Below are 25673 nucleotides of genomic sequence, written 5' to 3' on the forward strand. Positions count from 1 at the left end.
TCAGGGGGTGTTTTTCAATTATTTTACTATTCATTTACTGAAGATACCATTGTTCCTCAAGACTTTATCGTTTTGTTGGCCAGTAAGAGTTACTACTTTTTCGTTTATTTGTAATAAGGCTCAGACCGATCCAAAGTAATTTCCAAGGTGATTGGAAGATGATCAGATGCCAGTGTTTCAATCACTTGGCCGTTTTTTGTTTTCATATCTTTCGAAGTGAATATGTAGTCAATTCTTTTCGTAGGGTTTGTCGCAGAATAAGTATAAGCCTTATTTTGCCCTGCGAAAGCATCACTGTAATGGGTATACATCGCCCTCATTTCTTCACTTGTCGGTGCTGCATTCAGATCTCCCATTATTACTTTTGGTCCGTCTGATCGGCCGGCAATATCGATAATCTCTTTAATTTGCATGTTCCGTTCTTCGGAAGTCAAAGCAAGGTGAGTGTTATAAAATTGAAGATGCGTCCCTTTTACATTAATAGTAGCTTCAAGGAGCCCTCGTTGTTCTGTATTTCCGATTTTAGGAAGGGAATGATTTACAGAATCTATAATTGGATACCTACTTAAAATTGCTGTTCCATATTGTCTGTTGGCCGCATCCTCTTTTGAAGATTCATAGTCAAGGTTTGCAGCGTATGTATAGAACATGCCAAGTCGTTCCGCAAGCAGTTTTGCCTGATCCTTAAAATCGCTGCGGGAAGACCAGTGCTTATCTACTTCCTGCAAGCCAATAATATCAGCATCTGTTCCTTCTATAACCTGCGCAATTCTCTCTAGGTTTAAAATACCGTCTTCACCTTCAGCGTGATGTATGTTGTAGGACATCACCTTAACGTTGACTGATTCTCCACGCGAAAACTCTTCTTTTTCAGCAAAAACACTAGATCCTGAGTTTGTCAAAGGTACAAATAACACAACAGCAAGCAAAGCAAATAATATCTTTTGCACTATACCACTCCTTCTTATAATAGTTTCCATTCTAGTTTAATCAAAGATTATGAACCTCTTATTTAGGGATCTTTCCTTTTATGTAAAATTGAGCGAAGATATGGATCTTATTTTCCTGACTCGATCCCTTGCTGGACGAAGCACGGAGAAATCACGAAAAAAGAGAGTGAACTTTTTAAGTTCACCCTCCCCTAGTTTAGGTCATTTATTTTACTTTCATAGCGTTTGATATAACTTCGGCAATTTTTGTGTTGTTGATCGTTCCGGTTAGTTTATCCGATTGAGGTCCATACGAATAGACAGGGACATTGGTAGCCGTATGACCTGTTGTGGTCCACCCAATCAATGCACGGTCACTAATCACTTGGGCAATCGCACTTGCTGCATCTTTTGATGTTTTAATTGCAGTTTTTTCTTTCTTTGTTAAGTCATTGATTCCAGCATATTTAGCCATCACTTCTTCAATATTAGAACGTTCACTGTTTACTTTCTCTCCCATAAATTCAGCGGAGTGTTTTACATTTCTAATGACATCCTTGTTAAATCCATAAGTTCCATTGGCACCAACGGACATTCCGCCGGTAGCGTGGTCAGCTGTCACAATGACTTGTGTGTTTGGATCATTTTTAGCATATTCGTAAGCAACTTTTACGGCTTTGTCAAAGGCTAAGGTTTCATGCATATTGGCAGCTGGAAAGTTAGCATGTCCTGCATGGTCAATTCGACCACCTTCTACCATTAAAAAGAATCCATCTTTATCGTCTTTTAGCACTTTAAGAGATTTCTTAGTCATGGCAGCAAGACTCGGTTCTTCTGTTAATTCGCGATCCATTTCATAAGTCATGTGGCTTTTATTAAATAGGCCAAGAAGTTTGTCAGCATTTTTATTTTTCAGTTCTTCTTTGTGGTCAACAAACTCGTAACCTTTCTTTTTAGCTGCATCAATTATGTTTTTGCCGTCCTCGCGTTTACCCCCATCATCTTTAGGAAGGAAATGACGCTTTCCGCCACCCAGAAGGACCTCGATGTCATGGTCTAATAACATTTGTTTAGCAATTTCATTTTCGTTATCCCGGTTCTCTACATGAGAAGCAAAAGCGGCCGGTGTGGCATGAGTAATTCTAGCTGTTGAAACAAGCCCTGTCGACTTACCAGCTTGCTCAGCGGATTCAAGGACAGATTCAACATTAAAGTGATCTTCGTTCTCACTGTGTTCAGCCGTTTTTGGCGCTTTGCCAACGACCCCGTTATCCGTTTTATGCGCAGAGGAAAATGCTGTTGCAGCGGCAGCTGAATCCGTTACGGTATTATCGTGAGAGAAGGTTCTTGCATAACCCACGTTTGAGAATTGATCCATTGTTAATTCACCTGCACCGTATCCCTTTCCTTTCAGGTAGGCAGCAGCAGAAACTTGGCTTGGTCCCATACCGTCACCGACTAACAGAATTACATTTTCTGCCTTCTTTTGATTAGATTTTACTGAAGAATCAACTTTTGCTTCAGCATCCAGTCCAGAAATTAGTCCTGATATACTTATAACGCTTGCCATAGTAACCCCAGCTAACGTTTTAAATCTCTTATTCATATTTTCCCCTCCGTTTGTCGAAATTTGTAGATTATTTATTTCATTTGCTAGAATACTTGAAAGTTGTAAATCTATTATTAATTTTGAGTTAAGGTTTATTAAAAAAACTCTCAAACTCTTTTGAGAAAGGTGCCCTTCTTGAGATAAAATCTCAAATGTTCGTTTTTGATACAAGTATCCGAAGCATAGGATTTGTTGTGAATTTCAGTGATAAATGGCCCGGTTAATTTGAGAGCTATTTGTCATAAAGGGCTGATCCCTGGGCAAAAAGTTGGTGGATATATAAAAACCATACGATTTTTTAGTATGGTTTAAAAAGATTATTTATGAATTGGACGTTCCACACTAAGGTTTCTCGAAAAAGTATGCAACCTTCTGCAATTACGCTCTTTCATGAAGACTTTATCTTTAGCTTCTATCCTTTTATCTTGAAGATTCGAAATCGAGATAAATAATATATAAGTTCATCTTTAAGGATCTCCATTTACAGAGTCAAAGAACCTCTCGCCGTATTTTGGTGAGAGGTTCTTTGTGTACGAAGCTCTTTGAGGGAAAAACTCTTTTTCGTAATGATTCCTAATCGAATGGAAACAATGATGGAGGCTACATTTAAGGTAATTAAAATAAAGTTTACGGAAGACAACATTTCGGGACGTAAGACGAACTCGAATTGGCCTTATTTTATTATGTCCACTGGTACAATCAAATTCGTTTAAACGGGACGTTAGGATACCTTAGCCCTGTTGAATACAAGAAGAAACACGTTAACAAAATTGTCTGGGTTTTTGTTGACATTCCAATAATGAGCAGCTACTCCCTTGAAGAAATAGCTGCTCATTTTTTTGAAAGGTTAGATTGCTTACATATAGGATGAGGATTTACCTCACTAATTCTTCTACCTCTTTCACAACATTTTCAACCGTAAACCCATATTCCTTCATAATTTTTTCACCATTACCAGAGGCACCAAACCTGTCAATTCCAATTACTTTACCGTGTTCACCAGTATATCGGTCCCACCCAAATGATGATGCCATTTCAATGGCCACTCGATTTTTAATTTCTGGTGGAATGACCTGATTTTTATATTCTTGATCTTGTTCATTGAATCGGTCCCACGAAGGCATACTCACAACAGATGCATCTATACCTTTTTCTCTCAGCGCTTCCTGTGCTTTAACGGCAAGTTGTACCTCTGACCCCGTAGCAAGAAGCAGTACATCAGGCACTTCACTTTCAGCTTTACTTATAATATAGGCTCCTTTTTTAACACCTTCACGAGCATGTTTTATGGAGCCTTGGATAGTAGGTAAGCCTTGCCTTGACAAAACAAGTGCTGTAGGTTTTTCGCTCGTTTCCATTGCAGACTTCCATGCTTCCCTCACTTCATTACCATCAGCTGGACGGAATAATGAAAGACCTGGCATTGCTCTTAATGAGGCTAGTTGTTCAATTGGTTCGTGCGTCGGGCCGTCTTCCCCTACTGCAATGGAATCATGAGTGAATACATAGGTGACTGGAGTTTTCATAATTGAAGAAAGGCGAATAGCCGGACGTAAATAATCACTGAATACGAAGAAGGTCCCAGCATATGGCTTTATCCCGCCATGCAGTGCCATTCCATTTACTGCAGCAGCCATGGCAAATTCCCGCACTCCGAACCATATATTCCGACCCGCATAGTTTTGACGTGAAAAATCATTTTGTCCTTTAAGCGTCGTTTTGTTAGACCCCGCGAGATCTGCACTGCCCCCAAAAAAATACGGAACAGCTTTCGAAATTTCATTTAAGACTTCTCCCGATGAAGCGCGAGTTGCCTTTTCAGGATCCTCTTGCTCATAAACTGGAAGCTTTTCATCCCAGTTCTTAGGAAGGTCACCTTTTATGGCAAGTTCGAGCTCAGTTGCAAGTCCCGGATAATTTGCTTTATACTTTCCAAAGTTTTGGTTCCAGTCTTCCTCCGCTTTAGTACCTTCATCCACGATTTTTTGATAAAAATCATCGTAAACTTCATCGGGAACATGAAAATGCTCATGTGTCCAATTATAATATTCTTTGGTCAATTTCACTTCATCTTGACCAAGCGGAGCACCATGTGATGCAGCTGATGCAGATTTATTTGGTGAACCATAACCGATCACAGTTTTAACTTCAATTAAAGTGGGCTGATCTGTATTGGTTTTGGCTTTCTTAATCGCCTTACGAATTTCGTCAAGGTCATTTCCATCCTCAACACGTATAACTTGCCACCCGTATGCTTCGAAACGTTTTTCCGTATTATCTGAAAACGAACGATCTAGATCACCATCCAAAGAAATATCATTAGAATCATAAAGCATTATTAATTTTCCTAGGCCAAGGTGGCCTGCCAGAGAAGCTGCCTCATGTGATATTCCTTCCATGACGTCACCATCACTAATCAAGGCATAGGTATAATGGTTAATGACTGAAATACCGCGGTTATATGTGGCTGCGAGATGTGCTTCAGCCATCGCCATCCCTACAGATATTGCTACTCCTTGCCCTAGTGGCCCTGTTGTTGCCTCAACTCCATCTGTATGATGTACTTCTGGATGCCCCGGAGTTTTAGATCCCCACTGGCGGAAACTTTTCAAATCATCAATGGTTACGTCATACCCTGATAAATGTAATAGTCCGTAGAGCAGCATGGATCCATGCCCTGCTGATAACACAAAACGATCGCGGTTAAACCAACTTGAATTTTTCGGATTATGCTGCATAAATTCAGCCCACAACGTATAGGCCATCGGTGCTGCTCCCATTGGTAACCCAGGGTGACCAGATTCCGCTTGTTCGATGGCATCAATAGACAAAGTACGGATCGTATTAATCGATAGCTGTTCAATTGATGTTTCGGTAACTGCCACTATATTCACTCCTTTAAGATTTTACTGTGTTTGGAACATTACCCCAGTCTTCTGAGAATTGCTTAATACCTTTATCAGTTAGGGGATGGCTCCATAATTTTGGAAAAATAGAACCTGGAATGGTAGCAATATCCGCTCCAGCAACAGCTGCTTTTTCTAAATGATTAATAGTTCTAATACTTGCCGTAATGATTTTTGTATGATAATCGTAGTTACTCAAGGTTTGTTTTAAATTCCTAATCAGCTCTATGCCATCTTCTCCCATATCATCGATCCTTCCAATAAACGGGCTGATATAAGTAGCCCCTGCTTTTGCAGCCATTAACCCCTGGGCTACTGAGAAGATTAGCGTTACATTAGTTTTAATCCCTTCTTTTGCCAAAATACTTACTGCTTCCAACCCGGCCTCTGTCATAGGGATTTTCACTACGATGTTTGGAGCCCATTGCGCGATATCTCTTGCTTCATTGATCATTTCTTCCACTGAAAGTCCAATGACTTCCGCGCTAACTGGACCTTTAATCGCATCACAAATTTCAATAATAATTTCTTTAAAATCCCTGTTTTCCTTGGAAATAATAGTTGGGTTCGTAGTAATTCCATTAACCAATCCTATTTTTTTAATTCTATTAATCTCGTCCATATTAGCTGTATCTAAGAAAAACTCCATCTGTAAAACCTCCTCATTAACCGTTCACCCGTTCATGTTTCCTGTGCTTGCTTTCTATTAATCTAACTTGACGTTCTGTTCCCCCAATTAAAATAGAATGGGTTACATAGTACTCTGGGGAAGATTGAATGCCTTTTAAAAACATATTTTCTGTAATACCTGTAGCAACAAAAACGCAATTGTTTGTACGGACAAGCTGATTATGATTTAACTTGGCCTCAGGATGATCAAGGCCCATTTCTTTACAACGGTCATATTCCCCATTATTCCTTGGTAATAATTTCCCCTGCATCTCTCCGCCTAGACCTTTAATTGCCACAGCACCCAAAACTCCTTCAGGTGCCCCACCGATTCCAAGAAACATATCAACATCTAAATGATCTAAACAAGTAGCAGTTGCGTAAATAACATCTCCATCTTTAAACAAATGTACTTTAGCCCCCATTTCTCTTATTTCATTAACGTATTGTTGATGTCTGGGCCTATCTTGTATAAGCACATTTAATTCGTTTATTTCTTTACCTTTTGCTTTAGCGACTGTTTTTATATTCTCTGATAAAGGAGCATCAATATCTATTTGTCCTTTTGCAGAAGGTCCTACAGCTAGCTTCATCATATACATATCAGGTGCATGGAGAAGTGTTCCTTTTGGTGCAGCTGCAATGACTGTCATGGCATTACTTTGTCCATTTACTGTTGGAGTTGTTCCCTCAATAGGATCTACAGCAATATCTACTTCTGGGGGATCACCCGTCCCTAGTTTCTCACCAATAAATAGCATCGGTGCCTCATCTATTTCCCCTTCTCCAATAACAATTCTTCCATCCATGTTTATCTTATTTAATTTTTCTCGCATTGCATGTGTAGCAGCTCCATCAGCTTTTATTTTATCTCCACTACCTATCCAAGGTATCGCAGCCATAGCAGCCGATTCTGTGACTTTCAAAAAATCTAACATAAGTGGCTTCATGAAAGTTCCCTCCTCAAGGTGTCTAACCGCATTGGTTTCCAGAAACAGGTTCAGGAACATCCTCTTTTTTAAATTCCTTTTCTTTCTCATTGATTTTGTCTACTTTTCTTTTGGAGCCTTCCGACCATTCAGAATTCAAGTAAGCACCTACTACTTTTTTCCCTACCTCTACACCGATAATTTGAGCACCCATTGTAATAATTTGTGCATTGTTACTTAACTGCGCCCTTTCAGCAGAATACGTATCATGTGCTAACGCCGCCCGGATGCCTGGATATTTATTAGCTGCAATCGATACTCCAATCCCTGTTCCACATATAAGAATTGCCCGATCTAACTCACCGTCATGGATATCTTTAGATACTTCAAAGGCAACATCTGGATAGTCTACTGCTGAGCAAGAATGACAACCATAATCAATCACCTCGTGTTCTGTTGTCTCCTCAACAAACTTTTTAATTCCTTCCTTAAATTCAAAGCCATTATGATCACTGCCAATACCTAATTTCATGACTTCCCCTTCTTTCGTTAAGTTTTATCTGTTTTCATTTTAAATCAAATATTATTGTTTTTCAACGATAATTAATTTTATTTTTCATTTATTTTCGTTTATTGTTTCGTAATTAATAATAAATGTGAAAAAACGATAAAAAAAGAATCAGAAGCTATCTGTGTAGCCCTGATTCTCCTATATTCTATTTTCAATTACTCTCCATTTATCTCCTAAAGTCACACTGTTTTAGCAGAATTGCTTTTAATAAAATGCAAAAACTTAGATAAAATGAAATAAGCGGATGTTGCTCCTGGATCTTGAACACCAATCGACCGATCACCCAAACGGCTGGAACGACCTTTTTTTGATATAATATCCTTTGTTGAATTCATTCCTTTTTCTGCAGCTTTCACAGCGTCTGAAAATGCCGCCTCGAATTCCTGGGAGTTATTAATACTAACCTCAAGTGTGTTCGCAAATGGTTCAAGCGTATCCACCATTGTTTTATCTCCAACTTCTGCTTGTCCTCTTTCTTTTACTCCTTTTGCAAAAGCTACCCAATACTCTGTTAAGTCACGTTCATTTAATACCGTTTTATTTTTTGCTATTTTAGCCCCCCTCATAAAACCCGTAGCATATAAAGGACCTACAGAAGAACCCACTGCATTTAGAAATGTCTTTCCTACCGTTATACTTACCTTTCCACAGTCTTCTATATCTGCAAGCTCGTTATTTAATTTGTTATTAACCGCTTGCCACCCAATAGACATAGTTACTCCGTGATCTCCATCTCCTAATTTACGATCTAATTCACAAAGGTAGTCCTTCTCTTTTTCAATCATTTCTACAACTTCTTTAAAGAAATCTTTTAATCCACTAGATGTAAGTTCCACGTTGAACACTACCTTTCATTTATTTTTGTACAAACATAGGACAATTTACAGGGTGGTCAATCGTGTCCGTCAGCTCTTTGTCTAACTTCATAAGAGTAACGGAGCACCCTCCCATTTCTAAAGAAGTAATATAATCTCCAACGTATGAGCGGTAAATCTTAATTCCACGTTCACTTAAAATTTGTTCGACTCTCCGATAAACAATATATAAATCCATTTTTGGAGTAGAGCCTAGTCCATTAACTAACACAGCTACTTCCTCGCCTTTTGTAATCTCAATATCTGCTAGGATGTCATTTACAAGTCGATCAGCTATTTTATCCGCCGTTTCCAATGGACCTTTTTCTATACCAGGTTCTCCATGATGGCCTAATCCAATTTCCATTTCATTATCACCAATTTCAAAGCTTGGTTCCCCCGTTTGAGGAAGGTAGCAAGGGCTCGTTCCCACTCCCATTGACCTAGTATTTTGATTAGCTTTCTTCGCAATCCGGACTACTTCTTCTAAATCGTACCCAAAGTCAGCAGCCGCTCCCGCAGCTTTATAGATAAAAAATTCACCCGCAATGCCTCGGCGTTTATCTTTTTCTTCTTTTGGAGCAGAAGCAACATCATCAGTTGCTAGGGCCATACCTACTTTAATGTCCTCTTCCAAATCTGCCATTTCAGCTGCCATCCCAAAGTTCATTACGTCTCCAGCATAGTTACCATATAAATAAACGACACCCGCTCCTTTATCAATTGCCTTCGTTACTTCTAAGATCGGATCTGGTGATGGGGAAGCAAAAATATTTCCTACTGCGACACCATCGGCCATCCCTTCGCCAACATATCCTAGAAATCCCGGCTCATGACCGGACCCGCCTCCGATTAATATTCCAACTTTATTTTCTTTTGTTTCACGAGCATTTACTAATGCACGGTCGTTACTTTGTAGTTGCTTTATGTAGTCGGGATGGGCACGAACATATCCCTCAACCATTTCCTCTACGACGTTAACCGGATTATTAACAAGTTTTTTCATCGCTAGACACCCCTATTAAATAAAATATATTCAAAGCCTAAACCTTATATTTTTTTAACAAATCAGTTGATTAAATAAATGGACAGCCCTCCTCTATAGGGAGGGCTTAACATTAGACAACAGAATGACTATCTTCTTCTACATAATCTTTTTCATTAGCAGTAGGTACCTCTAAGAACCTTGTTAAAATCGCCGCTCCGAAGTATAGCCCTCCTAGGATCCACATCATTCCTTGCGTATTTACCAAACCATAGAACAAGGCTACTAGTGCCGGACCGACGAACACACATAACCCTGCTCCTAAATTTAAAATAGACATCGCAGCTCCCTTGTCTCCATCACCGACTAGCGAAGGGGTTAAAGCGGATAGAGGAACAAACCCAGCTAAACACGCTCCCCACAGCATTCCAATTAAGCCAACGACAAAGATACTCCCAGTAAATATTTGCGGCATATAAAACAACATGATAGTGAAAACTCCGCAACCAACTGCACCAAACCAAGTTACTGTATTCCTCCAACCAAATTTATCTCCTACGAAACCGAAAATAAGGTTAAAAGCAATATTGGAGATGAAAATGGTCCCCCAAATATTTAACCACACCGTTGTACTAACACCTTGGCTAGCTAAATAAATAGGCAGAAAGAGAGGGAACGCATATTGTGCTGCTTGGTTAACAATTCGTACAATACCGGCTATTCCAACTTTAGGTTCCCTTTTCACGATCATAACACCATTGAGCAATTCTTTTAGTTTTGATGAATGATCTGATTTCTTTTCGAGTTCAAATTTATCACGATTCACCACAATGGCTAAGAATGCGCCAATAAATACCCAGATCAACGCGCTCCATAGTGTAGGAATATGCCCAAACATTTGAATCGACCAACTAGAATAATAAGCACCTAATACACTTAAACCTCCAGTAAATACAAACCAGAACCATCCAACTGCCTTACCAAGTTGATGTTGAGGAGTTCGATAAGTAATCCAAACTAGAAAAGCATAGGCAAATAACGGATAACCAAAACCTCTAATGGCATAAGTCGGAATCATTAAGGAGTAATCAAATGCTGGTATAGCAAGCCCGACAAACAGACTGTGTCCTAAGACATACATGAATACTCCCAATAGCATTGTTCTTCTAGGTCCTATCGCTTCTACCAATACACCTGAAAACCAAGCACCGATAGCAATAGTTACACCGTAGGCAGTTGTAAGAAAGGCTGCTTGCTGCACAGATAGACCTTCCTCAACTAAGTAAGGGCTAATCCAAGCAAGCTCCAAACCATCTCCCATCATAAAAATTAAAACTCCAATGTATCCCCAAATTAAATGAGATGGTAAACCAATTCTGTCCAGAAACGTATCTTTATGGGCTAAATTTTCCACGCAATCCCTCCCCATCTTTATTCAAAGTTTACGGCTGCAAAATTATTTTCAGAGATTTTTCACCCTTCTTCATCAATTCAAAACCTTCTTCAAAGTCCTTTAAGTCTAGCTGGTGTGTAACGACATTTTCTGTAGGGAAATCCCCATTCGCAATCCCATCGATAACTAACGGGTAGCAGTAAGGCCCTAAATGAGAACCTAGTAAATCTAGTTCTTTCCTGTCGCTAATAATGCTCCAGTCAACTGATACAGGTTCACCAAACACAGAAAACTCTACAAACCGGCCTAACTTTCTAATCATATGAAGCCCTTGCTCTACTGATTTTGGATGCCCGGTAGCTTCAATGTACACATCACATCCGTATCCTTCTGTCATATCTTTTATTTCTTGAACTACATCAACTTCACTTGGGTTTAAAACAATGTCTGCACCAAATTGCTTAGCCAGTTCCAAGCGGTCTTCTTTTAAGTCAAGGACCACTAATTTTTCAGCCCCTGATTTTTTAAGCGCTCCAACCATTCCTAGTCCAAGCGTTCCAGCCCCAGACAACACGACTACATCTCCTAATTGAACCTGAGCTCTTTGAACAGCATGAAGACTACAAGCATATGGCTCTATTAAAATCGCTTTTTCAATCGGTAAGTCTTCTGGAACCTTGTAATTAATGGCTTCTTTCGTAAATTTCATATATTCAGCCATCCCGCCGTTCACATTATTTTGAAACCCATATAAATCATGTTTTTCACACATCCAATATTGACCTCTATTACAGAATCGGCATTCCCAGCATGGAACGATCTGTTCAGAAATAACTCGGTCTCCTATTTCAAAATCTTTAACGGCTTCCCCTTTTCGAACTACTCTAGCAACAAATTCATGCCCAGGAATCATTGGAGCCTTAATATAGGACGGCTGTTGTTCATCTCCCCAGAAACTCGGCGCCCCATCATATGCCTTAATATCACCGGCACAAATGCCACAAGCTTCTACCTTTACAATAATTTCTTCTTCATTTTCTAATTTCGGGGTTTCTACCTCCTCATAACGATAATCCTTCGGACCGTATGCAACAATCGCCTTCATTGTTTCCGGAATCTCTTTAATCACTTCTTGCTTACCTGTCACTGTCTCATTCATCTCGTCTCTCTCCCTCTATTAAATAGTTATAGAAAATCATGCAACCGATACTCAAATAATACTTTTGTAATCGGTTTCAATAGTTGAATCAATCTTATCATTAATTTTTGTTTTGTCAAATTAATTTTCGAATATTTTCATTTATTGGTTTTTTAAAGGCCGATGATTCGTATATCGATAATGAAATTGGTAAAACTGTTGATAAATCATTAAAAATCAAATAACATAAAACTACAATAGACCAAGAGGATGAAATGTAATGAAAATGTTTGTAAGCGAAAGAAGAAACAAAATTATGCAACTTTTAAATGAAAAAAAACGGGTTACTGTTAAAGAACTGTCTTCTCATATAGGAGTATCTGAAGCAACTCTTCGTGCAGATCTCAATAAAATGGAAACAGATGGTCTCCTAACTAGAACTCATGGAGGGGCTACGCTAAAAGAAGAGTCAGATAATGAAACTAGTTTTACCGCCCGTGAAAAGAAAAATAAGGAACAAAAAACGGTCATTGCTGACAGGGCCTTTGAATTAATTGAAGAAAAACAATGTATCTTGTTAGATGCAAGTTCTACTGCGTTAGAATTGGCCCGGTACTTAAAAACCCAACCTATGCGACTTACTGTTGTAACTAGTGGAGTATTAACTGCATTAGAATTAAAAGAGAACCCAGATCTAACCGTCATCATGATCGGTGGAGTTGTAACCAACCGCTCTTCATCTATCGAGGGGACTTTAGGATTAGATATTTTAGACCATGTAAATATTGATATGATGTTTACCTCAGGAAATGGTTTTTCAGTAGATAAAGGACTGACAGACTTTAATTTGTATGAAGTTGAGTTGAAGAAACAACTCGTTAAGCGATCTAATAAACTAGTAGCAATCGTAGATTCCTCAAAAATAGGAACGACTTCAAGTGCAGTTTTTGCAACACCTAATGAAATTGATATGTTAGTCACGGATAAGCCGTTGGATGATCAATCGTCTAAACAACTGTCAGAAAATCAGATTGATGTACTAGCACCCTCTTTAACTTCACAAAAATAAAGAATGCTTTTTTGTGGAGTAATGAATTATTTTGTAAGCGTTTAAATGAAATATATAAATAGGAGGCTTATCATGGATTTTAATGGATTTGATAAAAACTTTAATATCACGGATAAGGTAGCGATTATTACTGGTGGTGCTAGTGGAATAGGCAAAGCGATTGCTTCATTATATATAGACAAAGGGGCAAAAGTCGCTCTTTTTGATATTAATAAGGACGTAAGTCAAGTCGCGAAAGAATTAGGTGGCGACAAAGCACTAGGAATTACTTGTGACATAACAGATAATAAGAGTATGGACCATGCGATCGGAGAGGTTAAAAATCAATTCGGAAAAATTGACATTTTAGTTAACTGTGCAGGGGTAGTCTTTTTAGATGACGCCGAAAACCTTTCAGATAATGAGTGGCAAACGACAATTGACCTTAACTTAACAGCTTCCTTTAAAATGTCCCAAAAGGTCGGAAAAGTAATGATTAAAGAAGGAAAAGGCGGCTCCATCATAAACTTAGCCTCACAAGCTGCTCTCATTGCGCTGGATAACCATATTGCTTACTCAGCGAGCAAGGCTGGGATTTTGAGTATCACAAAAAGCCTTGCCTATGAATGGGCGCAATATAATATTAATGTAAACGCTATTTCTCCAACCGTCGTTTTAACCGAACTGGGTAAAAAAGCTTGGGCCGGAGAAAAAGGAGAAAAAGCAAAGAGAGAAATTCCACTAGGGCGCTTTGGTTACCCAGAAGAAGTGGCAGCTATTGCCTTGTTTTTAGCAAGTGATGCTACGAACATGATTACTGGCGAAAATATTGTCATGGATGGTGGCAACACGATTAAATAACACTAGGTTAAGCTCTATAATTTACTACAAGGAGTGCGATGTTTCAGACATACCAAACATTGCACTTCTTCCAATTACTATATATCACCACGGGATACCACTACTCCATATCTCCATTTACACCTTAAGCCTGAAAGATTTGTACATTTTCTTGTTTAAATAAATCAATCTCCTCTTTACTAGCTCCAACATCCGTAACTAAATGATGTACATCATTAATCGAACTTACATTATGCAAAGAGACTCGACCAAGCTTTGTATGGTCGGCAACAACTATAATTTCTCGAGCTACTCGAATCATTTCTTTTTTTGCTGGAACAAGTTGATCGTCAAAATGCATTAATCCTGACCTGGCATTTATAGCAGGTGTTCCAATAAATGCCTTATTAACTTGTACTGTACGAAGCATTTCATTTGTATGCATACCATTTAGCATAAAACTTCCCGGAGTTAGCACCCCTCCTGTTACAAATACTTTTAAATGTGAAGCATTTCTTAGTTCCACAGCAATATTTATATCATTTGTTATAATGGTTAACTGATTAAAATTCAGTATATGCTTTACAATTTGCAACGTAGTTGTGCCTGAGTCTAGGATGATTGTGTCCCCTTCTTCAATTAAAGATGCAGCTAAAGCCCCGATTCTTTCTTTTTCATTGGTATTTTCCATAACTCTTTCCGAAAAGTTTGGTTCGGAACTAATGTCTTGCGCTAGTACAACTCCCCCATGAGTTCGACGTAAAGTCCCTTCTTTCTCGATTTCTGACAAATCACGCCGAATGGTAGCTTCGTGAACGTCAAATTCTTTTGCTAGTTGTGCAACTGATGCAAGGTAGTGCTGTTTAACATATTCAATGATTCTTTGCTTTCTTTCTACAGCAATCATAATAGCCAACTCCTCATCATTAATCTTTTTCTATTGTAGTTGAAATTCATTATATTTTTAAGTGTACCTATATACTCCCAGTTCCTATTGGCTTCCTCCAAGAACTTGAGAACAAAATAACGTCTGTCAATTGTCCCCGTATACAATGATGAATTCAGGAGTTGGTTGAATAGTGAAATCACATTCTATGTTAAGTAAAATTTCACCTCTATTTCAATACATCTAGTTTAGCTCTTTCATGATAGGTAGAGGGCGTACCCCTACCTTTCTACCACTCAAATGATATAATTGTTTTTTTCCACGCTTTATGTTCTGCTGTCTGTTTCATAACTTCATTTAAGTCATTCACACCTTTAACTATTACATGATTATTGGGTAAGAGTTTCTTAAATGCTTCCCGGCAATCTCTTTGCCTCATTGCTTCTATCACACGTTGATAGTCTGGCACACTCGAACGACTACTCCCGTGAAGGGAAAGACCTTTCTCTAATAGATCTCGGGTGTTTATTGGTACACGTTCTTCGGTAACACCCATTAATACAAGATCCCCTCCACGTGCTAAAAGATCGATTGCTTGGTTGGAAGCACTTTCCGAAAATGGTCCTCCCGCACATTCAATAGCTAGATGAACGGGCTCTGCCGACTTAAAGTCATATTCCTGGACAAGATGTGTTTCAGCAAACGTAAATTGCTCTAATTTTTCTCTAACTGCTCCAAAGACACGAAGTCGATCTTTAGGCACATGGAATACATAGTGAAGCATCACTGCCGTAAGATAGCCCACAGGCCCATCGCCAAATACAGCTACCTGAGAATCGTCGAGTGACGCAGCCGTTCTCTCAATAGCATGTAAAGAAACCGTACTAAGCTCCGCTAAAACAGCAATTTCTTCTGGAACTTCCTCTGGTATTAATACAGCACACTCGCTAGGTATGACAACATGTTCTTGACCAATTCCATCGTATCCACTCCCCATAAAAACTCCTTGCTCACAGTAATTATCCGCTAAACCTCTCTTGCAGGAACTACAACATTCTTCTTTAGTTGTTCCTTCCACTAGGTACTCTGGAATATTCGGAACAATTACCACTCGCTCACCAACTTTACGATCTGGATGATTACTCTTAACAATCACTCCAACACCTTCATGAAAAAGTGCCATAGGTAATTTCTTCTGCAATGCTTCCTTCCTGCGCTTTCCAGTGAAATAACGTAAATCAGCATGGCAAACACTTGCAAGTACAGGCTTTACAACTACATCTCCTTCAGAAACTTCTCTGGATAATTCTTCTTCCTTGAATATCCAGGGGGCAGTTAAGCTGTAGGTTTTTGATTTTACATCCTCTACCGTCTTTATTGACATAAGCGAAATATTTCCTCCTTCGTAAATTTCCAAAAAGTTTATTTTTGCTTGTAAATGAGCATAAATAAAAATAAAACGCTTGTCAATTGTTTATTTAATTAATATTAATGTTCATTTTTGCTTGATTTAATAAAATATTTAATTTATCATAAAATTAAATATTTACTGAAAGCGCTGTCTTCAGAGGGGGAAAGAAAATGAATGAACACTTTTCAATTGGCATTGATTTTGGAACTGACTCTGGGAGAGTTGTTATTGTTAACGTAGAGACTGGGGAAATCGTTGGCAGTGATGTAACTTCATATGAACATGGGGTTATTAATGAGAATCTGCCTGAAGCCCGCATGTCTCTTCCACCCGATTATTCCCTTCAGCATCCCCAGGACTATTTAAACGTTCTAAATAAATCTATTCCAGTTGCTATGTCAAAAGCTGATGTGATCGGAGAACAAATTATCGGAATGGGAGTAGACTTTACATCTTCCACTATGATCCCAACAGATGAAAACTTGACACCTTTATGTTTTAAAAAAGAATGGGAAGATGAGCCTCACGCTTATGCTAAGTTATGGAAACACCACGGTCCATCACGTGAAACAGATATTCTAAATGCTTTGGCCACAGGTACTCGTCAAAAGTTTTTATCATATTATGGAGGTTCAATTTCCGTGGAGTGGATGATACCAAAATGTGTAGAACTTGCTGAGCGGGCACCGGCTTGCTATGAAGCAGCAGAATATTTTATAGAAGCGGGTGACTGGATAATTTCCGTACTTACAGGTAAGCTAGTCCGAAGTAATTGTGCTGCAGGTTTTAAATCATTTTGGGATAAGACTCGTGGGTATCCAACTGATTTCTTTGAAAAAATTAGTCCAGTAATTGGACAGCTAGAGCATACGAAATTACGAGGGGAAATCCACCAAGTGGGAACAAGAGCTGGCTTACTTCATAATTCATATGCTCATAGTTGGGGGCTTTCATCAGAAACTTCAGTCGCTACTTCAATTATTGATGCCCATTCTGCTGTTCTTGGGATGGGAGCGTCTGAAGCAAAAACTATGGTGATGGTAATGGGAACTTCCACATGTCACATTACACTTAGTGATAAAAAACAAGCTGTTCCCGGCATCTCTGGAATGGTAGAAGATGGAATTATACCTGGATTGTATGCCTATGAAGCTGGTCAATCTGCCGTAGGGGATATTTTTGCGTGGTTTAAAAAGAATCAGGTTCCTGCTTACATTGAATATGAAGCAAAAAGAGAAAACCTCGATGTTTTCTCTTATCTAGAAATACTATCCCAAAACATAAAACCCGGGGAAACAGGGCTTTTAGCTTTAGATTGGCATAACGGAAATCGTTCTGTCTTAAATGATCCTAACCTCACTGGGATGATGATTGGTCAAACATTAAATACTAAACCGGAAGAAATATTTTTAGCTTTAATGGAAGCTACAGCCTTTGGAGCTAAAGTGATCATGGAAGCTTATCAAGAAGGAGGAATCCCTACGGATACCATCTATGCGAGTGGAGGGCTGCCAGCTAGAAATAAACGATTTGTACAAATTTATGCTGATGTAACGAATTGTCCTGTTCGCATCGCATCAAATCCATATGTATCTGCAGTAGGGGCGGCCATTTTAGGCACAGTAGCAGCTGGTGAAAGCCAATACGGCTATGATTCTTTAGAAAAAGCTATGAAACATATGAACCAACTGAACGAAAAGGTTTACAATCCTATTCCGGAAAATGTTCAAATCTATAAAGAATTGTACAATGAATATCGTACTTTATCAGATTACTTTGGTAGAGGCGTTAACAACGTTATGAAACGTTTAAAAAGCCTTAAGACACAGAGTTACCAAAACGAAAGAGAAACTGAAACAACACTTCCTTAAAAGAAATCCCAACCATACAAGACTTACCTAGAAACTTGTATGGTTGGGATTCTGGGTCATAAATTTTCTATTAAGTTATAACCCCTTTGTTCTTTACCTGGCCAAATTAAAGCAAGCCACTTTCTTCTCCGTCATCGATTCAATCGCAAACCGAACACCTTCACGTCCTATCCCTGAACCTTTGACACCGCCGAACGGCATCGCATCGATGCGGTAGTCACTACTGTCATTGACGATCACACCGCCGACCTCTAATTTCTCAATAGCTTCGTGTGCTTTATCGATATTAGGGGTGAAAATACCTGCTTGCAGACCAAAGTTAACATCATTTGCCTGCTTAATGGCCTCTTCCAAATCTTCTACAGAAAAGAGGGAGACGACGGGAGCAAATGCTTCTTCACACGCAATCTTGGAGTGTTTAGGAACGTTGGTAAGAACAGTCGGCGTATAATAGGCGCCCTGGCGCTCGCCTCCGCAAAGGATTTCCGCACCTTCTTCGACTGCTTCATTTACCCACTGTTCAATGCGTTTTGCTTCGTCTTCGCTAATCATAGGTCCCATGTCCGTGTCTTCTGAAAGTTTGTCACCCATTGTCAGCTGCTTTGTTTCATGAACGAACTGCTCAGTAAAAGTGTCCACGACATCTTTTTCAATAAAAACACGCTGGACCCCGATACAGTTTTGACCTGCAGCTGAAAAGCTACCGCTCACAGTTTTTTCAACGGCACTTTCAAGATCAGCATCGTTCAGCACAATGACGGGTGAGTTTGACCCTAGTTCCATTCGCAGCTTTTTAACGCCAGATTTCTGGGTAATTTGTTCTCCGGTTTCAAGTCCGCCGGTAAACGAAACCATTCTTATATCAGGATGCTTCACGAGCGGATCTCCGAGTTCACTTCCTTTTCCCGTCACAACCGAGAGCAGCGCAGATGGCAGTCCTGCATCGAGCAGTGCTTCCCCTAAATAAAGGGCACTCAAAGGGGTGACACTTGTCGGCTTGACGACCACAGCGTTTCCAGAGGCAAGCGCCGGGCCAACCTTATGAGCTACTAGATTTAACGGGTCATTAAAGGCCGTAATGGCGCCCACGATGCCAACTGGAAAATAGGTATAGTAGCCAACTCGATTCTCACTTCCTGGCACCTGGTCGAAGGAAATCGTTTCGCCCTGAATCCTTCGAGCTTCTTCGGCACTGATTCTTAGAATTTGAATCGTTCGGTCTACTTCATCTCGCGCTTCATTGATCGTCTTGCTTCCTTCTCGCGCAATAATGGTAGCAAACGTTTCCTTTCGTTCGTTGACGTTATCCGCTGCTCGGTTTAAGATTTCAATGCGTTGATGAACAGGCAGCCTTCTCTTTTGGTCGATTTCCTGTTTCGCCCACTCAATCGCTTCGTTCATATCGTTCGCTGAAGCAGCCGGGACGGTATCAATCAGGCTGTTATCCCCTGGATCACGAACTTCAATGGTCTCATCCTTCTCTTTCCATTCACCGGCAATTAACATCTTTTGACCTGTTACCTCTGTTGTCATACTCGTTCACCTCATTTCATAGATTCGTGTTTTGTTCATATTGATTAAATCCGTCAACAGAGAAAACCCTGTTTCCAGTCGGCCGGCCCCTGCACCTGTGACGGTAATCGGTCCCGACAAATCACATTCATAGGTGATTGCATTTGTGGCTCCCATCACCGAAGAAAGCGATTCATCAAGGGAAAGCTTTTCTGGTTTAACGGATGCTTGAACTTTACCGTCTTGATGGGTAATTCGCGCGAGCAGCTTCCATCTCTTTCCTTCTGACTTCGCTTCGTCAATATCTTCAGCAGTAAGGTCCTTCATTCCCTGGCATTCCACTTCATCTTTTGCTAGAGGTACATCCATTACAACGTTTGCTAAAATAACTACCTTATATAAAATGTCATGACCTTCCACATCACTTGTCGGATCAGCTTCTGCATAGCCGCGTTCCTGAGCTTGCGCTAATGCGTCATCATACGTCATGTCTTCTTCCATTTTGGATAAAATAAAATTCGTTGTTCCGTTGAGGATCCCGCGGATTTCGTTGATGGTATTTCCGGAAAGTGATACAGTGGGCATCCGCAGTGTTGGGGTTCCGCTCATAACCGTGCCTTCGAATCCCCACCCAACACCATTCTCCTCTGCAAGGGCAGATAATTCTTTGTATTGAAGGGCAACAGGACCTTTATTTGTGGTAATCAGGTTTTTCTTATTTTGAAAAGCCTCCCGGCAATGATCGATCGCCGGCTGTCCTGTTTCTACATCCGTCGGGGTTACTTCAACAATGGTATCCGCGTTCGTTTGCCTAATGGTTTGAAGACTGTCCCACCCTCTAATTAAGCCGGGGTGTTCAGGGTAATTCTCCAGACTATTATCCTCCTCCACCACATCTAACAATGTCTGTAGATTTAGTCCATCTGGGTGATAAATGGAACCCAGGTTCAAGTCTGAAATCGCAACAATCTCTGCCTCTAAACCAACTTGATTCGCCAGCATGTCCTGCTTGTCCAACAGGATTTCCGCTAATCCACTGCCGACAACACCGAATCCAACAAACGCCAGTTTATGCGTCACTTGTTGTCACCTCCTGATTTTGATCTTCCAACTTATAACGACCTGACAAATACCTCAGGGCCGTTTCCGCTAAAATGGCGGCACCATAAGGCAGGCATGCTTCGTCAATATCAAATTCCGGGGTGTGTAAATCACGCTGCTGATCATCAGAGCTTTTACAGCCAAGGAAGAACATCACCCCGGGCATTTCTTTCGTCACTATGCTAAAATCCTCACCGCCAAGACCGAATGGCCCTTCATACACCTGGAAGGATGGATAAAGTTCTTCCATCGTTTGCTTCAACCACGTATTCACCTGCGGATTATTTTTTAAAGCAGGTTCTCCGTGCGTAATCTCCACGTCAGCCTCGCCCCCAAGCGATTCAACGATGGAAAAAGCTTTCTCCACCTCGTCCACGAGAAATTCCCTTACTTCAGGGTTGTAACTTCGAAGCGTACCTTCTACCTCGACCTCTGAGGGAATCACATTGGTTGAGGTCCCGCCATGAACTTGGCCAATTGTTAAAACACCTGACTCGAGAGGTGATAATTTTCGTGAAATAATGCCGTATAAAGCTTGCATGGCTGGACCGAGCATCCAGATCGGGTCCTGACATTGCTGGGGGTAAGCCCCATGACCGCCGCTCCCGCGGATCGTTCCTTTGAACATATCGATATTAGCCATGCTGTCTCCATCATTCACTTGGGCTTCTCCCACTTCCCGCCATGGGCACATATGCAGGGCAAAAGCGGCATCCGCCTCATCCAATACGCCTTCTTGAACAACGTAACTAGACCCCGTATGGCCGTTGTCATCAGGTGCCTCTTCTGCCGGTTGGAACAGAAGCTTCACCGTCCCTTTACATTCATTTTGGTTAAAAGATTCACCTAACAACTGAGCAACACCAAGTAAAATGGCCGTATGAGCATCGTGACCACAGGCATGCATGACACCATCATTCTGGGAACGATAATCATGTGAGCCTTGTTCCTCAATCGGCAGGGCATCCATATCCGCTCTTACCGCAATCGTCGGCCCTTCCCCATTAGAAAGTGTCGCTACTACACCTGTTCCGGCAATTCCCGTTTCGACTTCCATTCCGCCGATTTCTCTCAGTTTATCTTCCACAAAGGATGACGTATCATGTTCTTGAAAACTAAGTTCAGGATGTTGATGAATATGCCGTCGAAAGCGTTTCAGTTGATCTGAAAGCTCATTTGCACGTTCCGTTATCGGATGGCTGCGTGCCAATTGGATCATCTTCCTTTCTTAACGGTTGGTATATTCCAGTTGTTTTTCAGAAAGTTTTTCGAAAGCTTGATCTAAATCAGCAATTAAGTCTTCGGTGTTTTCCACCCCTGTTGAATAACGAATCAGCCCTTCAGGAATACCCATGGCTTTCCGTTCTTCAGCTGAACTTTCAACATGACTTGAGGTTCTCGGTATGCTGGCAATAGTTTCAACAGCCCCTAAATTGGCTGCCAGGTGGGCGTGATTAAGAGTGGGAAGGAATTCACGGACAGCATCAAGACCGCCTTTCAATGAAAAGCTGAGCATGCTGCCGAAGCCTTCCATTTGCTGTGCCGCAATGTCATGTCCCTGATGTGATGGAAGTCCCGGATAAAAGACCTCCTCAACGAGTGGCTGACGTTCTAAATAATGGGCGATTTCAAGGGCACTCGCTTCTTGCTGTTTAAGGCGAAGATCTAGTGTTTTCATGCCTCGGAGCAGCAAGTAAGCGGACATAGGGTCGAGTGTTGACCCATTGATTTCACGAAAGTGATACACTTTATCGACGAGTTCTTTAGGACCACAGACGACTCCGCCAAGCGCATCAGCATGGCCGCCGAGGAATTTTGTTGCACTATGAATTACGAGGTCAGCTCCGAGCGCTAATGGATGCTGATTGATCGGAGTGGCAAACGTGTTGTCGACAATCACCAACGCGTCCTCACGCTTGGCCGCTGTGACCAACCTGTCAAGATCCACAATTTTTAACGTTGGATTCGTAGGCGATTCCAAATAGAGGAGATCACAGCCTTTTTCAATCTCCCTCTCTATGGCTTCAAAGTCTGTCGTATCGCAAAGCTCCACATCGACATTAAATTCTGGTAAAAACTCTGAGAAAATTTTATTGGTGCCGCCATACGTATCCTTTATGGACACCACTCGATCACCTGAGGAGAGCAAGGCAAACAGTGTATTGCTGATGGCAGACATCCCCGTTGAGGAGCTGGTCACGGCCTCAGCATTTTCCAACAGCCTTACTTTTTCTTCAAACGCATCAACCGTTGGATTCGTATTTCTCGCATAAATATGCCCTTCCTGTTTATTTAAGGCAACGTCATACCAATCATCAATATCGCTATAGCCAAAGGAAACACTGTGAACGACGGGAACTTGAGTGGCACCTTGCAGCAAATAACGGTCTTCACCAGCCCAAACAGACTGTGTTCCATAATCCCAATCATACTGATTAACCATCATTCATTCCTCCCTTGATCATCGGTTTATCCTTTAAGAAAAAGTTGTCTCCCTGCCTTCCTTAATAATCAGTTCACGTGGATAATCGGCGAGAGTTTCACAGCCATTTTCCGTCACGACGAACGTTTCACTGAATTCAACCCCGCAGTCTTCTTCCCAGAGGCCAGGGATTAAATGAAACGTCATATTAGGCTGTAAAACGGTTTCATTTCCTTGCCTGATACTCGCTGTATGCTCGCTCCAATTCGGCGGATAACTTAAGCCAATGGAATAGCCGAGCCTGTCATACTTTTCAAATCCATGTTTCTTGATGACCTCACTCCATACCATAGCCACCTCACCGCACGTTTTGCCTGGTTTAACAGCTGCAAGTGTCTCATTAATCCCTTCTTTCACAGCATCCTTCAGCCGTTTCTCTCTTGAATTCGGCTGCCCGAGCTTGATCGTTCTTGCGAGTGGGGAGTGATAACGTTTATGGACACCAGCCAGTTCAAGAGTAATAATCTCATCTCCTTGAAAAGCTGTCCCATCCCACGTCAAATGAGGGCTGGACGTTTTAACCCCTGAGAGCAATAACGGAACAATGGATGGATAATCCCCATCAATCCCTTCGGCTCCGTTAATCTGAGCATGATAAATGTCAGCAGCCACTTCATTTTCGCTCACACCTTCACGGATTGAATTTATGCCGACTTCCATCGCATGTTCTGCATTAGCAGCGGCATTTCTCATGTAGTGCAGCTCTTGCTTCGACTTAATCATCCGCACATTAGGGACTAAAGTGGTGGCATCGATAAAACTGGCATCTGGTAACCAGCCTTTGAAGTTTTCATAATTCATAGCCGAAAAATAATAACTGCCCAGCTCTACCCCGATGCGCCGCTGATCCTGATTCAGTTTTTTGAGTAAGTCGGTGATGACATCCATCGGGTGCTTCGTATTCGAATGAAGATAGTCGTCCGTATAATGATAGATGCGATCATCATCCAGCCAGGTGGTTAATTTGGCACCGTTTGCATCTTCCCTTCTGCCGATCCAAATCGGCTGATCGTGCTCTTTGATCACAATTAATGCTTGCACGACGTAGAAGGAATACGCATTATAACCAGATAGGTAATTGATATTGGATGGATTGGAGACGAACAGAACGTCCACTCCCTGTTCTTCCATCCTTGTTTTCACCTGGCTAAGTCTCTGCTGATATTCATCTAAGTTAAATAATTGTTGCACTGGGGATCCTCCTTCCTCTAACATTTTATGGAACTGTTCCCACAACAAAGGGGGACTAAAACCTACGTCATTCAATAAATTAATGCATTACAGCTTTCCTCTTTTGCTCACTTCAGGCTGGTGTGTTGAGGCGAAGGCCGATACGAGCACATAAAAAAGCACCCTACCGTTTAATAGGATGCTTTTTCGAAATCTCTTTTTCTACCTTTGTTTACTTTAACTATGAATTGGAAAGGTGTTTAAATTGTGGTGCATGTTCCCTGGCAAACGTAATAATTTGATGATAAGTTTCAGGCGCGACATCTTTTTTTGTCAGTGTGTAAAGTTGTGCTGTATCTTCGTCAATCAGTTTAATTCTCGAGCCACCGCGAACATACAAAGTCACGTATAAAAAAGGGTTTTCTAAGCTGTTCTCCAAAAGGAAGTCTTGAGGAAAGTCTGCCGTAATCAAAAGGCGGTCCTCTACTTGGTGTAAGGAAAGCTGACTATAAAATTGAAGATGTTTTACTTCGTTGAGAAACAAATTCCTGCACTCCTTCTTGTTCGACTTTTTCTCCGTGTGACTATCCTTATTTCACGTACATCGATGATATTCTCCTTTTCAGAAGAAAATCATCATGTACTACTACCGAGTGTCCATCACAATTTTAAGACCATGTATATGGATCAACAGTAACCTTGTAAAAATAATTTCCCTGCTGTAAAAAAGGCAAAGCCAAGTATTTCCCTGGCTTTGCTCTAACACTTCTAGGATCATAACCTCATACCCTACTTCACTTTAACTTAAACCATTATTTTTAAATAGCAGACGCATGAGCAATATGCTGTAATAATGCATCTTTTATCGACAGATCTACCTTCCCTGTTACAGCATCAACGGCGAGAATATCGATCTCATCAGATTGCAGATATCCGATCCAATATGGCATATAAAGAATCCATGCTGAATTAATTTCTACATCAATCTTTTCACGTTTCTTCTCCTTGTAAAAGGCCTCCCAGTAGATGACTTGGTGAGCAGCACTCGGATCTTTCTCCTTAGTGACCTCAAATGTATTTAATACGGTTTCAATAGGATAAGTCGGATATTCTACAGGGAGAATGGCAGACTGATTTGTAATCGGTTCGATTGCAACTTTCCCTTTGATTCCATCTTTAAGAGTATTACTTACTAACCGATAGCCGTAACACCAAAATGGGAGATAAACTAGTTCTATAGATTTCAGCTTTTTACGGTTATGGTCAAAAAGCTTCATAACCAAACCAGATCGATGTTGCATAATGCTGTGAACCGCTTCATCTTTATCTAATTCGGGTTTAACATAGGATTGAATACACATCACATGGA

24 protein-coding genes are annotated in these 25673 nt (G+C 40.7%); 5 read left to right on the top strand and 19 right to left on the bottom strand.

Annotated elements, in window-relative coordinates:
* Window positions 1–104 precede the first annotated feature (104 nt).
* Together P9989_RS17785 and P9989_RS17790 are read right to left on the bottom strand one after the other, a co-directional pair.
* A complete protein-coding gene (locus tag P9989_RS17785; RefSeq protein WP_283076192.1) occupies window positions 105–950 on the bottom strand; it encodes an endonuclease/exonuclease/phosphatase family protein in 846 nt (281 codons plus the stop codon).
* A 205-nt stretch (window positions 951–1155) separates the two neighbouring features.
* On the bottom strand, window positions 1156–2535 hold the full coding sequence (locus P9989_RS17790) for an alkaline phosphatase (RefSeq protein ID WP_283076193.1): 1380 nt from the start codon (window positions 2533–2535) through the stop codon (window positions 1156–1158).
* Between the two features lie 569 nt (window positions 2536–3104).
* Between P9989_RS17790 and P9989_RS17795 the strand changes: the two genes are divergently transcribed.
* Together P9989_RS17795 and P9989_RS21725 are read left to right on the top strand one after the other, a co-directional pair.
* Window positions 3105–3251, top strand: coding sequence for a hypothetical protein (locus P9989_RS17795; protein WP_283076194.1), 147 nt, complete (start codon window positions 3105–3107; stop codon window positions 3249–3251).
* On the top strand, window positions 3206–3409 hold the full coding sequence (locus tag P9989_RS21725; RefSeq protein ID WP_390305280.1) for an IS3 family transposase: 204 nt from the start codon (window positions 3206–3208) through the stop codon (window positions 3407–3409). Before P9989_RS17795 ends, P9989_RS21725 begins: the two co-directional genes overlap by 46 nt.
* Before the next feature lie 4 nt (window positions 3410–3413).
* On the opposite strand, the gene tkt is transcribed toward P9989_RS21725, so the two are convergent.
* The 8 genes from tkt to P9989_RS17835 form a co-directional block, all read right to left on the bottom strand.
* Window positions 3414–5423, bottom strand: a complete 2010-nt coding sequence (tkt, locus tag P9989_RS17800; protein ID WP_283076195.1) for a transketolase — start codon at window positions 5421–5423, stop codon at window positions 3414–3416.
* A 13-nt stretch (window positions 5424–5436) separates the two neighbouring features.
* Window positions 5437–6093 carry a fructose-6-phosphate aldolase gene (gene fsa, locus P9989_RS17805; protein ID WP_283076196.1) on the bottom strand — a complete coding sequence of 219 codons (657 nt, stop codon included), beginning with the start codon at window positions 6091–6093 and terminating at the stop codon, window positions 5437–5439.
* Window positions 6094–6109: 16 nt separating this feature from the next.
* Window positions 6110–7063, bottom strand: coding sequence for a class II fructose-bisphosphatase (gene glpX, locus P9989_RS17810; RefSeq protein ID WP_283076197.1), 954 nt, complete (start codon window positions 7061–7063; stop codon window positions 6110–6112).
* A 22-nt stretch (window positions 7064–7085) separates the two neighbouring features.
* Entirely contained in the window at window positions 7086–7574 is a 489-nt protein-coding gene (rpiB, locus tag P9989_RS17815; protein ID WP_283076198.1) for a ribose 5-phosphate isomerase B, read from the bottom strand.
* A gap of 218 nt (window positions 7575–7792) precedes the next feature.
* Window positions 7793–8449: a dihydroxyacetone kinase subunit DhaL gene (gene dhaL, locus P9989_RS17820; RefSeq protein ID WP_283076199.1), complete on the bottom strand. Its 657-nt coding sequence runs from the start codon at window positions 8447–8449 to the stop codon at window positions 7793–7795.
* A gap of 19 nt (window positions 8450–8468) precedes the next feature.
* Window positions 8469–9473, bottom strand: a complete 1005-nt coding sequence (locus P9989_RS17825) for a dihydroxyacetone kinase subunit DhaK (protein ID WP_283076200.1) — start codon at window positions 9471–9473, stop codon at window positions 8469–8471.
* Window positions 9474–9585: 112 nt separating this feature from the next.
* Window positions 9586–10866, bottom strand: a complete 1281-nt coding sequence (locus P9989_RS17830; protein ID WP_283076201.1) for an MFS transporter — start codon at window positions 10864–10866, stop codon at window positions 9586–9588.
* A gap of 28 nt (window positions 10867–10894) precedes the next feature.
* Window positions 10895–12004, bottom strand: a complete 1110-nt coding sequence (locus P9989_RS17835; RefSeq protein WP_283076202.1) for an MDR/zinc-dependent alcohol dehydrogenase-like family protein — start codon at window positions 12002–12004, stop codon at window positions 10895–10897.
* Between the two features lie 259 nt (window positions 12005–12263).
* Between P9989_RS17835 and P9989_RS17840 the strand changes: the two genes are divergently transcribed.
* Both P9989_RS17840 and P9989_RS17845 read left to right on the top strand, forming a co-directional pair.
* Window positions 12264–13052 carry a DeoR/GlpR family DNA-binding transcription regulator gene (locus P9989_RS17840; protein WP_283076203.1) on the top strand — a complete coding sequence of 263 codons (789 nt, stop codon included), beginning with the start codon at window positions 12264–12266 and terminating at the stop codon, window positions 13050–13052.
* 72 nt (window positions 13053–13124) lie between these two features.
* A complete protein-coding gene (locus P9989_RS17845) occupies window positions 13125–13892 on the top strand; it encodes an SDR family oxidoreductase (protein WP_283076204.1) in 768 nt (255 codons plus the stop codon).
* 124 nt (window positions 13893–14016) lie between these two features.
* Here P9989_RS17845 and P9989_RS17850 read toward each other — a convergent pair whose 3' ends face one another.
* Both P9989_RS17850 and P9989_RS17855 read right to left on the bottom strand, forming a co-directional pair.
* Entirely contained in the window at window positions 14017–14778 is a 762-nt protein-coding gene (locus P9989_RS17850; protein WP_283076205.1) for a DeoR/GlpR family DNA-binding transcription regulator, read from the bottom strand.
* Window positions 14779–15046: 268 nt separating this feature from the next.
* A complete protein-coding gene (locus P9989_RS17855; protein WP_283076206.1) occupies window positions 15047–16141 on the bottom strand; it encodes an alcohol dehydrogenase catalytic domain-containing protein in 1095 nt (364 codons plus the stop codon).
* Between the two features lie 197 nt (window positions 16142–16338).
* Here P9989_RS17855 and P9989_RS17860 point away from each other — a divergent pair, with 197 nt between their 5' ends.
* The gene (locus P9989_RS17860) at window positions 16339–18039 is read left to right on the top strand and encodes a ribulokinase (RefSeq protein WP_283076207.1); all 1701 of its coding nucleotides are present in this window, start codon (window positions 16339–16341) and stop codon (window positions 18037–18039) included.
* Between the two features lie 93 nt (window positions 18040–18132).
* On the opposite strand, the gene P9989_RS17865 is transcribed toward P9989_RS17860, so the two are convergent.
* From P9989_RS17865 to P9989_RS17895, 7 genes are all read right to left on the bottom strand, one after another.
* Entirely contained in the window at window positions 18133–19572 is a 1440-nt protein-coding gene (locus P9989_RS17865) for an aldehyde dehydrogenase family protein (RefSeq protein ID WP_283076208.1), read from the bottom strand.
* A gap of 6 nt (window positions 19573–19578) precedes the next feature.
* Complete coding sequence (locus P9989_RS17870; RefSeq protein ID WP_283076209.1) at window positions 19579–20631, bottom strand: homoserine dehydrogenase; 1053 nt, start codon at window positions 20629–20631, stop codon at window positions 19579–19581.
* The gene (locus P9989_RS17875; RefSeq protein WP_390305269.1) at window positions 20621–21862 is read right to left on the bottom strand and encodes a M20 metallopeptidase family protein; all 1242 of its coding nucleotides are present in this window, start codon (window positions 21860–21862) and stop codon (window positions 20621–20623) included. Before P9989_RS17875 ends, P9989_RS17870 begins: the two co-directional genes overlap by 11 nt.
* Window positions 21863–21880: 18 nt before the next feature.
* Window positions 21881–23095, bottom strand: a complete 1215-nt coding sequence (locus P9989_RS17880) for a cystathionine gamma-synthase family protein (RefSeq protein ID WP_390305308.1) — start codon at window positions 23093–23095, stop codon at window positions 21881–21883.
* A gap of 33 nt (window positions 23096–23128) precedes the next feature.
* A complete protein-coding gene (locus tag P9989_RS17885) occupies window positions 23129–24325 on the bottom strand; it encodes a M24 family metallopeptidase (RefSeq protein ID WP_390305266.1) in 1197 nt (398 codons plus the stop codon).
* 220 nt (window positions 24326–24545) lie between these two features.
* Window positions 24546–24848 (bottom strand): hypothetical protein, encoded by a 303-nt coding sequence (locus P9989_RS17890; RefSeq protein WP_283076212.1) that lies wholly within the window; start codon window positions 24846–24848, stop codon window positions 24546–24548.
* Between the two features lie 274 nt (window positions 24849–25122).
* Window positions 25123–25665, bottom strand: coding sequence for a hypothetical protein (locus P9989_RS17895; protein WP_283076213.1), 543 nt, complete (start codon window positions 25663–25665; stop codon window positions 25123–25125).
* Between the last annotated feature and the right edge of the window lie 8 nt (window positions 25666–25673).

The sequence above is a fragment of the Halobacillus naozhouensis genome (assembly GCF_029714185.1).
In the GTDB taxonomy this organism is placed as follows: domain Bacteria; phylum Bacillota; class Bacilli; order Bacillales; family Halobacillaceae; genus Halobacillus_A; species Halobacillus_A naozhouensis.

Bases quoted from the DNA above. Each gene is read 5' to 3' on its own strand.
- P9989_RS17895 (WP_283076213.1), bottom strand. From the start codon at position 25,665: ATGTGTATTCAATCCTATGTTAAACCCGAATTAGATAAAGATGAAGCG.
- glpX (WP_283076197.1), bottom strand. From the start codon at position 7,063: ATGAAGCCACTTATGTTAGATTTTTTGAAAGTCACAGAATCGGCTGCT.
- P9989_RS17865 (WP_283076208.1), bottom strand. From the start codon at position 19,572: ATGACAACAGAGGTAACAGGTCAAAAGATGTTAATTGCCGGTGAATGG.
- P9989_RS17880 (WP_390305308.1), bottom strand. From the start codon at position 23,095: ATGGTTAATCAGTATGATTGGGATTATGGAACACAGTCTGTTTGGGCT.
- fsa (WP_283076196.1), bottom strand. From the start codon at position 6,093: ATGGAGTTTTTCTTAGATACAGCTAATATGGACGAGATTAATAGAATT.
- P9989_RS17845 (WP_283076204.1), top strand. From the start codon at position 13,125: ATGGATTTTAATGGATTTGATAAAAACTTTAATATCACGGATAAGGTA.
- P9989_RS17850 (WP_283076205.1), bottom strand. From the start codon at position 14,778: ATGATTGCTGTAGAAAGAAAGCAAAGAATCATTGAATATGTTAAACAG.
- P9989_RS17835 (WP_283076202.1), bottom strand. From the start codon at position 12,004: ATGAATGAGACAGTGACAGGTAAGCAAGAAGTGATTAAAGAGATTCCG.
- P9989_RS17860 (WP_283076207.1), top strand. From the start codon at position 16,339: ATGAATGAACACTTTTCAATTGGCATTGATTTTGGAACTGACTCTGGG.
- rpiB (WP_283076198.1), bottom strand. From the start codon at position 7,574: ATGAAATTAGGTATTGGCAGTGATCATAATGGCTTTGAATTTAAGGAA.
- P9989_RS17855 (WP_283076206.1), bottom strand. From the start codon at position 16,141: ATGTCAATAAAGACGGTAGAGGATGTAAAATCAAAAACCTACAGCTTA.
- P9989_RS17790 (WP_283076193.1), bottom strand. From the start codon at position 2,535: ATGAATAAGAGATTTAAAACGTTAGCTGGGGTTACTATGGCAAGCGTT.
- P9989_RS17840 (WP_283076203.1), top strand. From the start codon at position 12,264: ATGAAAATGTTTGTAAGCGAAAGAAGAAACAAAATTATGCAACTTTTA.
- P9989_RS17795 (WP_283076194.1), top strand. From the start codon at position 3,105: ATGATTCCTAATCGAATGGAAACAATGATGGAGGCTACATTTAAGGTA.
- P9989_RS17825 (WP_283076200.1), bottom strand. From the start codon at position 9,473: ATGAAAAAACTTGTTAATAATCCGGTTAACGTCGTAGAGGAAATGGTT.